Annotated in this window: 6 protein-coding genes and 1 pseudogene; 6 read left to right on the top strand and 1 reads right to left on the bottom strand. The window is 68.6% G+C overall.

Annotated features, from left to right (window positions below; all coding sequences use genetic code 11):
- Positions 1-3: 3 nt before the first annotated feature.
- The 6 genes and pseudogenes from ACQ86G_RS17575 to ACQ86G_RS17550 all read left to right on the top strand — a co-directional run.
- A pseudogene (locus ACQ86G_RS17575) lies at positions 4-2,010 on the top strand (C2 family cysteine protease); the annotation flags it as partial.
- A 1,024-nt stretch (positions 2,011-3,034) separates the two neighbouring features.
- The gene (locus ACQ86G_RS17570) at positions 3,035-4,444 is read left to right on the top strand and encodes a hypothetical protein (RefSeq protein WP_431256533.1); all 1,410 of its coding nucleotides are present in this window, start codon (positions 3,035-3,037) and stop codon (positions 4,442-4,444) included.
- Between the two features lie 99 nt (positions 4,445-4,543).
- Entirely contained in the window at positions 4,544-6,712 is a 2,169-nt protein-coding gene (locus ACQ86G_RS17565; RefSeq protein WP_431256532.1) for a type I secretion system permease/ATPase, read from the top strand.
- Positions 6,709-8,052: an HlyD family type I secretion periplasmic adaptor subunit gene (locus ACQ86G_RS17560; protein WP_431256531.1), complete on the top strand. Its 1,344-nt coding sequence runs from the start codon at positions 6,709-6,711 to the stop codon at positions 8,050-8,052. The genes ACQ86G_RS17565 and ACQ86G_RS17560 overlap by 4 nt, the downstream gene beginning before the upstream one ends.
- Positions 8,053-8,157: 105 nt before the next feature.
- Entirely contained in the window at positions 8,158-12,126 is a 3,969-nt protein-coding gene (locus ACQ86G_RS17555) for a C2 family cysteine protease (RefSeq protein WP_431256530.1), read from the top strand.
- 148 nt (positions 12,127-12,274) lie between these two features.
- Positions 12,275-12,862 (top strand): rhomboid family intramembrane serine protease, encoded by a 588-nt coding sequence (locus ACQ86G_RS17550; RefSeq protein ID WP_431256529.1) that lies wholly within the window; start codon positions 12,275-12,277, stop codon positions 12,860-12,862.
- A gap of 55 nt (positions 12,863-12,917) precedes the next feature.
- On the opposite strand, the gene ACQ86G_RS17545 is transcribed toward ACQ86G_RS17550, so the two are convergent.
- Positions 12,918-13,841: an SDR family oxidoreductase gene (locus ACQ86G_RS17545; protein ID WP_431256528.1), complete on the bottom strand. Its 924-nt coding sequence runs from the start codon at positions 13,839-13,841 to the stop codon at positions 12,918-12,920.
- Positions 13,842-13,889: the final 48 nt, after the last annotated feature.

Below are 13,889 nucleotides of genomic sequence, written 5' to 3'. Positions count from 1 at the left end.
ACCATGACCGACCTCACCAGACCCAACTCCCTCGATCAAGCCACCTTCAGCGCGCTGACCGCGGCTCAGATCCAGCAGATGCCGACGTCCGCGCTCACCGGCCTCGACAAGGCGCACTGCCAATGGCTGACAGGGGCCCAGGTCGCCGCGATGACGCCGCAGCAGATTGCTGCCCTGGCACATCCAGACTGGTTGACGCCGGCCGCTGTCAGCGGCCTCACCGCCATCCAGGTTCCTCAACTCAAGGATGCCTGGTGGTTCTGTTCGCCCGCATGGTTCAACGCCCTGACGCCACAGGCCGTCGCAGCGCTGCCGGTGAGCGCCATCCAGGAGATGTCGTCGACCACGAGACAGGGACTGTCCGCATCGACGATCCACGCCATGACCGTCCAGCAGGTCGCGGCCATCCCGAACCCCGACCAGCTTTCTCCCGCAGTGGTGAGCGGCTTCACGGCCCAGCAGGTGGCAGCGATCGGCATCTCGTGGGGCTGGATGTCGGCGGACTGGCTCAATGCACTCTCCCCCGCCGCATTCGCCGGCATCCCGCCCACCGGCATCGCGCAGTTGTCGAACACCGCGGTGGCGGGACTCGATGCAGCAGCTGTCGGTGCCATGACGGCGCAGCAAGCAGGCGCGATCGCCCATCCCGAGCTGCTGTCGCCGGACGCCGCCGCGGCGTTCTCCCCGGCCGCGATTGCCGCGATCGCGCCTGAGGCCTGGAGCAAGGTGTCGCCGGAGTGGCTGAACGCGCTGACGCCCGCCGCCTTCTGCGCCATCCCGCCCTCGGCGATCGCCAACCTGAATGCCGCGGCCATCCGCAGCCTCCCGGACGCGAATTTCCAATCCATGACCGCCGCCCAGTTCGCGGCCATCGCCGACACGGACTGGGTGCCCCTGTCGGCCGTCGGCAAGTTGCGTCCGGAGCAGCTCCGTCTCGCCACGGACTGGGACTCCGCCAGCGCGCGCTGGCTCAATGCCCTGACGCCCGAAGCCTTCGCCGCCATCCCGGCCGCCGGCATCAACCAGATGTCGCTGGCCGCGCTGCAAGGACTGGACGCCACGCGCCGCGCCATCGCGCTGAAGAGCGCGGATGAACTGCACGCGGGCTACATCGCCATGGCGTCCCAGGACGCCTCCGTCAACTACGACAACGTGCTGGCGGACCTGCAGTCGATGTGCTCGAACATCGGCGCCGGCGGTCTGACGGCCGCTCAGTTCGACGCGTTCAACAACACGCTCGCCTCGGCGAAAAGCGCCACTGGCGACGCGAGCTACGTGTCATCGTTGATGGGCAGCATGCTTCGCGAGGGTGTGCAGGTGAATATGAGCGCCGACGCCTTCAACCAGGCCGTCTGCAAGTGGTTCCTGGGTAGCAAAAATCCGACCGCGACCGGCTACACCGACGTCTCCGACAAGGCCCTCTTCAACGGTTCCATCCAGCAGGCCGCAGTGGGCCTGTCGCAGGGCGGTCTTGGCGATTGCTGGCTGATCTCATCGCTCGAGGAACTCGCAGTCACCTCACCCGAGCGGCTGAACGGTCTGATCAGTTCGAACGGCAACGGCACCTACGCCGTCAAGTTCTACAACGGCAGTACTGCCGATCCCGTCTTTATCACTGTCGACGGCAAGGTCGCCGACTACGGTGCCAGCACGAACGCCGGCGCCTGGGCGCGCCTCGTCGAAGACGCCTACGTCGAGGCCTGCTCGAGCGGATTGCTGAAGGCCGACTTCTACCGCGGTTGGGCAAACGACATGACGAAGCTCAACGGCGGTGTCGTCTCGCTGGCCCTGCAAACGCTGATTGGCGGCAGCAGCTACAAGAATTTCGACACCGGCGCGCAGGCGTGGGACGCGGTCAAGTCGGCGCTGGCGAACGGTTCCGGCGTCGTCACTTATGAATCCGTCGACAAAACGTCGACAGGCGACGATGGCAAGGCAAACCTCGTGGGATCCCACGCGTTCGCAGTCATCGGCATCGACGAAGTGAATCACAAGTTCATCTTCCGGAACCCCTGGGACTCTAAGTACGTCTTCGAAATTTCTCCGGAAGAGCTGGATTCGATCGCCGGCTCCGGCGACTTCTGCGTCATGGCTTCCCCGGCGGAGTACGGCAGCGCGGCGGCTCATTTCTCCGGCACCGACTGGTCCACCGTGAGCGCCGCCTGGATCAACGCCCAGACGCCGGCCATGATCGCCGCCATCACGCCGCAGGCGCTGAGCCAATTGTCTCGCTGCCGCAGTCCAGGGCTTGAACGCATCGACCCTGCAACTCTGGAGCACGCAGCAACTGCAGTCGCTGTCGCACCTCGATCAATTGTCCGCGTCAGCGATCGCGGGTCTGTCGACGGATCAATTGTCGGCATTGGGAACCGATTGGATCAACGCACTCTCGGCGCCAGCCATTGCGGCCCTCCCGGTGGCATGGATCGGCTCTCTCTCCAAGGCCGACTACCAGGCACTCAGCGCGGCCACGGTGGGCGCGATGACGCCTCAGCAGATCGCCGCGATGGCGCACCCCGACTGGCTGGGCCCCGCAGGCGCCAGCGGTCTCACCGCCACGCAAATCCCGTCCCTGAAGCCGGTCTGGGGCTATCTGTCCGCCGACTGGTTCAACGCGCTGTCGCCGCAGGCGATGGCCGCCTTGCCGGTCGCCGCCATCTCGCAGATGCCCTTGAGTTCGATGCGAGGCCTCTCAGCCTCGGCCATCCACGCCATGACCCCGCAGCAGGTCGGCGGCCTGAGCAATCCCGACCAACTGTCCGTCTCCGCCTTCGGAGCGCTGACCGCGGCGCAGGTGCCGTCCATCGCCGTCTCGTGGTACTGGATGTCGGCGGCCGAACTCAACGCCCTGTCGCCAGAAGCGTTCGCGGCCATCCCCGCGGCCGGCATCAACCAGATGACCAAGGCCTCTTTGCAGGGGCTGGATGCGATCCATCGCGACATCGCCCTGCGGTCCGCCGACGACACGCACGCGGGCTACATCAAGACGGCGCCAGCCGCGGCGACGGACTGGACCCAGGTCACCGCCGCAGGTATGAACGCACTGTCCACGCAGGCGTTGGCCGCCATCGCCGCGGCCGACCTGCAGAAGCTCTCCACGACGACGGTCCAGGGCTTGAGCGCCGCCACCGTGGCCGCGCTCAGTCCGCAACAGATCGCCGCGCTGCCGCATCCCGAGCAACTCTCCGTCGCAGCCTTCGGCGCGCTGACCTCCGCGCAGGTCCCGTCCATCGCCGCATCGTGGGCGCTGATGTCGGCTGACCAGCTCAACGCCCTGTCTCCCCAGGCCTTCGCCGCCATCGCGGCCTCCGGCATCAACCAGATGACCAAGGACGCCTTGCTGGGCCTGGACCAGGCGCATCACGACCTGGCCCTGAAGCTCGCCGATGCCGCACACGCGGCCATCCTCAATCCGCCCGCCCTCCCCGCGACCACGGAATGGACCACGGTCACCGCGGCCGGCATGAACGCGCTGTCGCCGCAGGCGCTGGCCGCCATCGCTCCGGCCGACTTGCAGAAACTGTCAGCATCGACGATCCAAGGCCTGAGCGCCGCCACCGTGGCCGCGCTGACCCCGCAGCAGGTCGCGGCGCTACCGCACCCGGAGCATTTGTCCGTCGCCGCCTTCGGCGGTCTGACCGTGGCGCAAGTCCCGGCCATCTCCGTGTCGTGGTCCCAGATGTCGGCCGCGCAGATCAACGCGATGTCGCCCCAGGCCATCGCCGCGCTGCCGGCTCAGGGGATCAAGGACATCGAATGGTCGGCGGCTGAAAAGGGCCTGTCCGCCTCGACCCTGCACGCCATGACGACGCAGCAGATCGCCGCCATGGAGCACCCCGACTGGCTGTCCGCCGACGCATTCGGCGGGTTGACCGCGGCGCAGGTGCCCGCCATCGCCATCTCGTGGGGCTGGATGTCCGCCGCGCAGTTCAACGCCCTGCCCGCCGACGCGCTCGCCGCGGTGCCGCTCCAGGGCATCAAGCAGATGTCCAAGGCGGCCTACGCCGGCCTCTCGGCCTCGGTCGTCCGGGCCATGACGACGCAACAGGTCGCGGCCATGGCCCACCCCGATTGGCTCGCTCCGGCCGCCTTCGGCGCGCTCTCCGCCGCGCAGACGCCGGCCATCGCCATCTCGTGGCGCTGGATGTCGGCCGATCAGCTCAATGCCCTGTCCGCCGCCGCCTTCGCCGCCATCCCCGCCGCCGGCATCAACCAGATGACGAAGGCGTCTCTCCAGGGGCTCGATGCGGCGCACCACGACCTCGCGCTGAAACGTGCCGACGCGACGCACGCGGGGTACCTCACACCGGCGCCGGCCGTGACGAGCAGCGCCGCGCCGCTGGTCCAGGCCATGGCGAGTTTCAACGTGCCGCCGGCGGTCGCGACCACGGCCCACGCCACCTCCAGCGCCAACTCGCCGTTCACGCTCGTCAAGGCGCACTGACGCCGCCTTTCGCCGCATTTCGCCGCGGGGACCGATCCGGCCCGCGGCGCCCCTCACTCCCGACCGGTCGTCACGACGATCGGCTGCCACGAGACCCCCATGGACACGACGATCACGGACATCGCTCCCGACGTTCCCAAGCCCGACACCGGCCTTCACTGTCTGCTGGCGATCGCCTCGCTGCACGGCGTCGCGGCCGACGAGGCCCAGTTGCGCCATCGATTCGGGAACGACCCGTTCAACCGCCAGACGCTGCTCCTGGCCGCCCAGTCGCTGGGCCTGAAGGCCAAGGCGGTGCGCCAGGCCCCGGAACGCCTGCAGCAGGCACCGCTGCCCGCGATCGCCAAGGACAAGCGCACCGGCGATTACCTGGTCGTCGCGCAATACCGCCAGCAGGAAGGGCAGCCGCCGCAACTGCTGATCCAGTATCCCGGCCAGGCGCCGAGGATCCTCTCGGTCGAGGAATTCCTCGCCCGCTGGACCGGCACGCTGATCTATTTCGCCAGCAAGGCGAGCTTCGCGGGCGACATGGCGAAGTTCGACTTCACCTGGTTCATCCCGGCCATCGTCCGCTACCGCCGCATCCTGACCGAGATCCTGGCGATCTCGCTGGTGATCCAGCTCATCGGCCTGATCACGCCGATGTTCTTCCAGGTCGTCATGGACAAGGTCCTGGTCAACCACGCGATGCGCACGCTGGACGTCGTGGCCGTCGGCCTGATCGCCGCCACGGTCTTCGAGGTGGTGCTCACCGGCATCCGGTCCTGGGTCTTCTCGCACACCAGCAACAAGCTCGACGTCGAACTGGGCGCGCGACTGTTCCGTCACCTCGTCGCGCTGCCGCTGGCCTACTTCCAGGCTCGGCGCGTGGGGGACTCGGTGGCCCGCATCCGGGAGCTGGAGAACATCCGCTCCTTCCTCACCGGCAACGCGCTGACCCTGGTGCTGGACCTGCTGTTCTCGGTGATCTTCTTCGGCGTGATGCTGTGGTACAGCCCGACCCTGACACTGATCGTCGCGCTGTCGATCCCGCTGTACCTCGTCCTGTCCGTGGCCGTCACGCCGGTGATGCGCGCGCGGCTGGACGTCAAGTTCAACAAGGGCTCGGAGAACCAGTCCTTCCTGGTCGAGACGATCAGCGGCATCGACACGGTGAAGGCCATGGCCGTGGAGCCGCGCTGGATCCAGAAGTGGGAACAGCAGCTGGCCGGCTACGTCACCGCGGGACAGTCCGTCAACAACGTCGCCACGATCGCCAGCAGCGGCGTCACGCTGATCAGCAAGCTGGTGAGCGCGGCCATCATGTGGGCTGGCGCGATGCTGGTCATCGACCGCAAGCTGAGCGTGGGCGAACTGGTCGCCTTCAACATGCTCGCGGGCCAGGTCTCCAGCCCGATCCTGCGGCTGGCCCAGCTCTGGAACGATTTCCAGCAGGTCGGCATCTCGGTGGCCCGCCTGGGCGACGTGCTGAACGCACAGCCGGAGATCGCCGGCGCCAAGACCCGCCTCCCTCGGTTGCAGGGCGCCATCGAGTTCGACAGCGTCGCCTTCCGCTACAAGCCCGACGCGGCGGACGTGCTGCGCGGCGTCAGCCTCAAGGTCGAGCCGGGCCAGGTGATCGGCATCGTCGGTCGTTCCGGCTCGGGCAAGAGCACCCTGACCCGGCTGGTCCAACGGCTGTACGTGCCCAACCGCGGCCGCGTGCTGATCGACGGCCAGGACATCTCCGTCGTCGACACCGCCTCGCTGCGACGTCAGGTCGGCGTCGTGCTGCAGGACAACGTGCTCTTCAACCGGTCGATCCGCGAGAACATCGCCCTGATCGATCCCACGCTGCCCATCGAGGCGGTCATCCGCGCCGCGAAGCTGGCGGGCGCCCACGATTTCATCTGCGCGCTGTCCGACGGCTACGACACGATGGTCGGCGAGCACGGCACCGGCCTGTCCGGCGGACAGCGTCAACGCATCGCGATCGCCCGCGCGCTCATCGGCAATCCGCGCGTGCTGATCTTCGACGAGGCCACCAGCGCGCTGGACTACGAGTCCGAGAAGATCATCCAGGACAACATGCGCGCCATCTGCGAGGGCCGCACCGTCCTGATCATTGCCCACCGCCTCTCGGCGGTCCGGGACGCCGACCGCATCGTGGTCATGGAGCGCGGCGAGATCGCCGAGTTCGGCACCCACCAGGAACTGCTGGCGGACCCGAAGGGCATCTACACCCATCTGAATGCGCTGCAGCACGGCGCCCGCGAGGTGACGGCATGAGCGCGCTCCATCGACTCGAGGCCGCCGCCGACCTGATCGGCCGCTACGTCACCGTCGTCCGGGAAGCGTGGCGCCACGAGGCCGCCGACAAGACCCCGCGCCGGACGGCCCGCGAGGCCGAGTTCCTGCCCGCCGCACTCGCATTGCAGGCCAGCCCGGTGTCGCCGGCCGGGCGCTGGGTGGCCCGCATCCTGATGCTGATCGTCGTGTCGGCGCTGGCGTGGTCCTTCCTCAGCCGCGTCGACATCGTGACCGTCGGCCAGGGCAAGGTCACCGTCAACGGCGAGAGCAAGACGATCTCCTCCACGCAGGTCGCCAGCGTGCGGGTGCTGCACGTGACGGAGCACCAGCAGGTGCGCGCCGGACAGCTGCTGATCGAGCTGGACAACCGGGAGGTCGACAGCGAGCTGGACAAGGCCGAAGGCGAGCGCCAGGCCGCGGCCGTGCAGGTGGCCGTCCAGACCGTGCTGATCGACGCGCTGAACACGGGCCGCGCCCCGCGCCTGCCCGTGCTGGCCGAGTTGTCCGCGCAACGCCGGCAGGAAGCCGAACAGTCCCTGTCCAGCGCGTGGAACGACTACGCCGCCCGCCGCGATCACCTGACGACGGACATTGCGCGGTTCACGGGCGCACTGCCGATCGCGATCGACCGGGAACGCGAATACGCGGAACTGGCGCGGACGCGGGACGTGGCGCAGGACGCCTTCCTGCAGCGGAAGATGACCCGCATCGAACTGGAAGGCCAGCTCTCCCAGGCCCGCAGCCAGCTGCGCGAGCTGACCGCCACCACCCGCAAGCAGGCGGACGACCGCCTGGCCGAAGCCGCCCGCGTCGCGCAGGCGTCGCGCCAGGACGTGGTCAAGGCCGCGGCGCGTCAATCGCTGCTGCAGCTGCGCTCGCCGGTGGACGGCACCGTCCAGCAGTTGACGACGCATACGGTCGGCGCGGCGATTCCGGCGGCGCAGCCGCTGATGCAGATCGTGCCCCTGAACAGCCGGGTGCAGTTCGAGGCCTTCATCGAGAACCGCGATGTCGGCTTCGTGCGCGAAGGCCAGGAAGTCGCCGTGAAGATCGACGCCTTCGACTACACCCGCTACGGCACGGTCCGCGGTCGCGTCGACCATGTCTCGCGCGACGCCGTGCAGGACGAGAAACGCGGGCCGATCTACGCCGTGACGGTGACGCTCGATCAGACCGCCCTCGACGTCGAAGGCCGACGCATGCCGATCGGCCCCGGCATGTCCGGGACGGTGGACATCCGCACCGGCACGCGACGCGTCATCGACTACCTGCTGTCGCCGCTGATCCAGCACCAGCGCGAGAGCCTGCGGGAGCGCTGACCGGCCCGCGGGACTTCCTATCCCCCTCTCCAAGTGGCCGGAGCTCCGAGGCCACGCTCCTGACGCGTTCCGCCTGGAACGACTTCCTCCCCTACGCCATCCACCATGACCAACCTCACGAAGCCCAACGCCCTGAGTCAAGCCGACTTCGCCGCATTGACCGCCGAGCAGATCCAGCAGATGCCGACCACGTCGCTCGCGTCGCTCGACCAGACGCACTATCAATACCTGACGAGCGGCCAGATCGCCGCGATGTCCGCGGCGCAGATCACGTCCCTGAAGCATCCGGAATGGCTGACCCCTGCCGCAGTCGGCGGACTCACCGCGCAGCAGGTGTCCGCGATCGCTCCGGCGGCGTGGAGCAAGATGTCGTCGGCCTGGATGAACGGCTTGTCGACCAGCGCGTTCTCCGCCGTGCCCGCCGCAGCGATCGGATCGCTCGGCGCATCGGTCATCCGCGGCCTGTCCGACGCGGACTTCCAGGCCCTGACGGCGGCCCAGTTCGCCGCCATCGCGGACAACGACTGGATCCCGCTGTCGGCGGTCGCCAAGCTGCGTCCGGACCAGGTGCAGACGACCACCGATTGGGATTCCACCAGCGCCCGATGGCTCAACGCGCTGTCGCCCGAGGCCTTCGCCGCGATCCCCGCCGCGGGCATCAACCAGATGTCCCTGGCCGCGCTGCAAGGCCTGGACGCCACGCGACGGGCCATCGCGCTCAGGGGCGCGGATGAAATGCACGCCGGCTACATCGACATGGCCTCCAAGGACGCGTCGGTCAACTACGACAGCGTGCTGGCGAACCTGCAGCTGATGTGCTCGAACATCGGCTCCGACGGTCTGAGCGCCGCCCAGTTCGACGCCTTCAACAACACGCTCGCCTCGGCCAAGGGCGCCGCGGGCAATCAGACCTATGTGTCGTCCCTGATGGGCAACATGGGCGTGCAGGTGAACATGAGCGCGGACGCCTTCAACCAGGCCGTCTGCAAGTGGTTCCTGGGCACCAACAACCCGACCGCCAAGGGATACGCGGATGTGACCGACAGTCCGCTGTTCAACGGCTCCGTCCAGCAGGCCGCGGTCGGCGTGGCGCAGGGCCAGCTCGGCGACTGCTGGCTGATCTCCTCGCTGGAGGCCCTGGCCGCCACCGCACCGGAGCGGCTCAACGGCCTGATCAGTTCGAATGGCAACGGCACCTATGCCGTCAAGTTCTACGACGGCAGCGCCGACAAGCCGGTCTTCGTCACCGTCGACGGCAAGGTGGCCAACTACGGCGCGAGCACGGCCGCCGGCGGCTGGGCGCGGCTGATCGAGGACGCGTTCGTGGAAGCCAGCGCCAGCGGGCTGCTGCAGGGCGACGGCTACAAGAACTGGAACAACGACATCGGGCAGCTCGACGGCGGCATCTCGGCCTGGGCCATGAAGACGCTGACCGGCGGCAGCAGCAGGAGCTTCTCCTCCGGCACGTCGGGATGGGATGCGGTCAAGGCCGCGCTCGAGGACGGTTCGGGCATCGTGACCTATGCGTCCTACGGCAAATCTTCCAAGGGTGCGGACGGCTCGACGCAGATGGTGAGCGGACACGCCTTCGCGATCACCGGCATCGACGAGGTCAATCACAAGTACATCTTCCGGAACCCCTGGGGATCGAACTACGTCTTCGAGATCTCGCCGGAAGAACTCGACGCCATCAGCGGCAACGGTGAGTTCGTCGTGATGGAATCGCCGATCGAATACGGCAGCGCCGCCGCGCACTTCGCCGCCACCGACTGGTCCACGGTGGGTGCGGACTGGATCAACAGCCAGTCGGCGGCCATGATCGCGGCCATCTCGCCGACGGCGTTGAAGCAACTGTGCGGCTCGACCGTCAACGGTCTGAGCGCGGCGACCCTGCAGATCATGAGCTCGCAGCAGCTGCTGGCGCTGCCACATCTCGAGCAGTTGTCCGCGTCCGCGGTCGCCGGACTGCTCACCGCGCAGACGAAGGTCCTCAGCGCGGACTGGTACAACGGCCTGTCGGCCGCGGCCATCGCCGCCCTGCCCGTCGCGAGCATCGGGACCCTGCCGCAGGCCGTCCTCCAGGGACTCGGCGCCGCCGCGGTCGGTGCGATGACGACGCAGCAGATCGCCGCGATCGCGCATCCGGACTGGCTGAGCCCGGCCGGCGCGGCCGGCCTCACGGCCGCCCAGATCCCCGTCCTGACTACGTCCTGGAGCTACCAGTCCGCCGACTGGTTCAACGCGCTGTCGCCGCAGGCGGTCGCCGCCCTGCCGGTGAAGGCCGTGCAGAACATGTCCTCGGCCGCCTTCCAGGGTCTCTCCGCCTCGACCATCCACGCGATGACGCCGCAGCTGGTGGCCGCGTTCGCCCACCCAGACAAGCTGTCCGTCGCCGCGTTCGGCGGACTGACGGCGGCGCAGGTTCCGTCCATCGCCGTCTCGTGGTACTGGATGTCGGCTGCGCAACTCAACGCCCTGTCTCCGGAAGCGTTCGGCGCCATTCCCGCTGCGGGCATCAACCAGATGACCAAAGCCTCCCTCCAGGGGCTGGATGCGATCCATCGCGACATCGCGCTGCGATCCGCCGACGCCACGCATGCCGGCTACATCAGGACGGCCCCCGCCATCGCGACCGACTGGACGACGGTCACCGCGGCCGGCATGAACGCGCTGTCGGCGCAGGCGCTGGCCGCCATCGCCCCGGCCGACCTGCAGAAGCTCCCCGCGTCGACGATCCAGGGGCTGAGCGCCGCCACCGTGGCCGCGTTCAGCCCGCAGCAGATCGCCGCGCTCCCGCATCCCGAGCAACTGTCCGTCGCCGCCTTCGGCGCGCTGACCGCCGCGCAGGTACCCGCCATCACCGCCGCCTGGGGACAGATGTCGGCCGGTCAACTCAACGCCATGACGCCGGACGCCTTCGGCGCCATCACCGCCGCGGGCATCAACCAGATGTCGAAGGAGGCGCTCCAGGGGCTGGACAAGGCCCATCACGACCTGGCCCTGAAGCTTGCCGACGCCGCGCATGCGGCGATCCTCGATCCGACGCCCGTCAAGCCGATGATGGACTGGAGCACGATCACCGCGTCGGACGTCAATGCGCTGTCGCCGAAGGCCCTGGCCGCCGTGGCGCCGGCGGATCTGCAGAAGCTCCCCGCCTCGACGATCCAGGGCCTGAGCGCCGCCACCGTGGCCGCGCTCAGCCCTCGGCAGATCGCGGCGATCCCGTATCCGGAGCAACTGTCCGTCGCCGCCTTCGGCGCGCTGAACGCGGCGCAGGTCCCCGCCATCGCCGGCTCGTGGGGCGCGATGTCGGCCGACCAGATCAACGCGATGACGCCTCAAGCCATTGCCGCACTGCCGGTCCAGGCCATCCAGGACATCGAATGGTCGGCCGCTGAAAAGGGCCTCTCCGCCTCCGCCATCGCCGCGGTGACGCCGCAGCAGATCGCCGCCATGGATCATCCGGACTGGCTGTCCACAAAGGCCTTCTCCGGCATGACCGCCTCGCAGGTGTCGGCCGTCTCCATTTCCTGGGGATGGATGTCCGCCGACCAGATCAACGCGATGACGCCGCAGGCCATCTCCGCACTGCCTGACCAGGCCATCAAGGACATCGAGCGGTCGACGGCCGAAAAGGGCCTCTCCGCCGCAACGATCCACGCGATGACGCCCCGGCAGATCGCGGCGATGGACCACCCGGACTGGTTGTCCGCAAAAGCCTTCTCCGGCATGACCGCCTCGCAGGTGTCCGCCATCGCCATCTCCTGGCGCTGGATGTCGGCCGATCAGCTCAACGCCCTGCCCGCCGCGGCCTTCGCCGCCATCCCGGCCGCCGGCATCAACCAGATGAAGAAGGCGGCGCTCCAGGGCCTCGATGCGGCGCACCACGACCTCGCGCTGACGCGTGCCAATGCGAAACACGCCGGGTATCTCACGCCGACCACCCCGTCGACGAGCAGCGCGGCGCCGCTGGTGCAGGCGATGGCGAGCTTCAACGCCCCCGCCGCGGTGTTGACGGCGGCCCACGGCAATCCGAACGCCAACTCGACGTTCACGCTGGCCAAGGCGCACTGACGCAAAAGCCGATGCGACGCCGTGCGCGGGCCGATCCGGGGCCCGCGCACGGCACGGCTACACTCGTCCGGACGCATTGGCTTGACCACCAGGTCCATTGCGCCTTCCCAACGCGCCGCCCGCGGCGCCTTCTGAAGACGCCCGACTCATGCCCTTCATTCCTCCGGTGACCAAGGCCTTCATGCTGATCTGCGTGGGCCTGTTCTGTCTCCCGTTCGTCTACGCGCCCTTCGGCGAGATGAACTTCCTGATGGCGCTATGGCCGTTGAACTCCGGCAGATTCGAGTTCTGGCAGCCGATCAGCTACGCCTTCCTGCATGGCAGCTTCGCGCACCTGTTCTTCAACATGTTCGGGCTCTGGATGTTCGGCTCCGAGCTGGAGACCATCTGGGGCGGCAAGCGCTACGCGCTACTGCTGGTGGCCAGCGCGCTGACCGCCGCGGCGGCACAACTGGTGTTCACGCTGCTGATGGGGTCGTTCGCGCCCACCGTCGGCGCCTCCGGGGCACTGTTCGGACTGCTGCTGTCCTACGGGCTGCGCTTCCCGGACCGGATCATCATGCCGCTGTTCCCGCCGATCCCGATGAAGGCCAAGTACTTCGTCGCCATCTTCGGCGCGATCGAGCTGTTCCTGGGCATCAGCGGCGGCAGCGGCATCGCCCACTTCGCCCACCTGGGCGGCATGCTCGGCGCCTGGCTGATGATCAACTACTGGCGCGGCAGCCGCCGGCGCTGATCGGGCCCGCGCTCCAGCGCCCCAGCCCTTCAGCCGTCCGATCCGGCCCTCTGCATCAGCCCTCGACGGCGAGCAACCCCTCGCGCGGCGTCGGGTAGCGCAGCCGCAGCCGCAGCTCCCGCTTGAGGCGCCGGTTGTCCATCCGGCGCGATTCGTTCATGAAACTCATCTGCATCGGCGAGAACACGCCGGGCGCCTCGGACCGCGCGACGCGCGCCGGCGGCGGCAGGCCGCACAGGGACGCGGCCAGCTCGAAGTAGTCGCCCATCAGCAGTTCGCTGTCGTCGCTGGCATGCAGGATCCGCTGCGTCGGTCCGCGCGTCAGCGCCAGCAGGCAAGCCCGGGCCAGATCGTCGGCCTGGATGTGGTTCGTGTAGACGTCATCCTCGCGCGTCAGCACCGGCAGCCCCTTGCCCAGCCGTTCGCGCGGATGTCCGCCCTCGCGGTCGAACGCGTAGATGCCGGGCACGCGCAGGATCGTCACCCGTGCGCCGGTCACGCGACCCCACTGGCGCAGTTGATCCTCGGCGTCGACCCGCCGCCAGGCGCGGTCGTTGGACGGGTTCGTCGCCCGCGTCTCGTCGATGCGCACGCCGCCGCAGTCGCCGTAGACGCCGCTGGTGCTCGCATAGACCAGCTGCGCCGGTACCGCCGAGCGCGACAGCGCCTGCAGCAGGCGGCGGGTGCGTTCGTCGGAGCGTCCCTGCGCCGCCGGCGGCGCCAGGTGCAGCACGCGGTCCGCGAGTCCCGCCAAGCGCCCGAGCGTCCCGGCGTCGTCCAGGTTCCCGATCAGCGGGATCGCCCCGGCCGCCCGCAGTTCATCGACACGTGCCGCGCTGCTGGTCAGGGCGAAGACCGTCCACCGCCCGGCCAGCTGCCGCAGCACGCGCATGCCCACATCGCCGCAGCCGACGATCAGCAGACGACCGCGACGGCGACGGCGGTTGACGGAAGGCGAGGCAGGATTGGCACCGGGCATGGGGGACTGAGCGAGGCTGGGGCAAAATGGCGGGTTAGTTTAGTCACC

This window comes from Roseateles chitinivorans (assembly GCF_050632145.1).
Taxonomy (GTDB): Bacteria; Pseudomonadota; Gammaproteobacteria; order Burkholderiales; family Burkholderiaceae_C; genus Roseateles; species Roseateles chitinivorans_B.
The sequence above is the reverse complement of the archived record's forward strand: the minus strand, read 5'-3'. Positions and strand labels throughout refer to the sequence as shown.

Excerpts from the sequence above, each read along its gene's own strand:
- ACQ86G_RS17565 (WP_431256532.1), top strand. The coding sequence starts at position 4,544 with ATGGACACGACGATCACGGACATCGCTCCCGACGTTCCCAAGCCCGAC.
- ACQ86G_RS17560 (WP_431256531.1), top strand. The coding sequence starts at position 6,709 with ATGAGCGCGCTCCATCGACTCGAGGCCGCCGCCGACCTGATCGGCCGC.
- ACQ86G_RS17570 (WP_431256533.1), top strand. The coding sequence starts at position 3,035 with ATGAACGCACTGTCCACGCAGGCGTTGGCCGCCATCGCCGCGGCCGAC.
- ACQ86G_RS17555 (WP_431256530.1), top strand. The coding sequence starts at position 8,158 with ATGACCAACCTCACGAAGCCCAACGCCCTGAGTCAAGCCGACTTCGCC.
- ACQ86G_RS17545 (WP_431256528.1), bottom strand. The coding sequence starts at position 13,841 with ATGCCCGGTGCCAATCCTGCCTCGCCTTCCGTCAACCGCCGTCGCCGT.
- ACQ86G_RS17550 (WP_431256529.1), top strand. The coding sequence starts at position 12,275 with ATGCCCTTCATTCCTCCGGTGACCAAGGCCTTCATGCTGATCTGCGTG.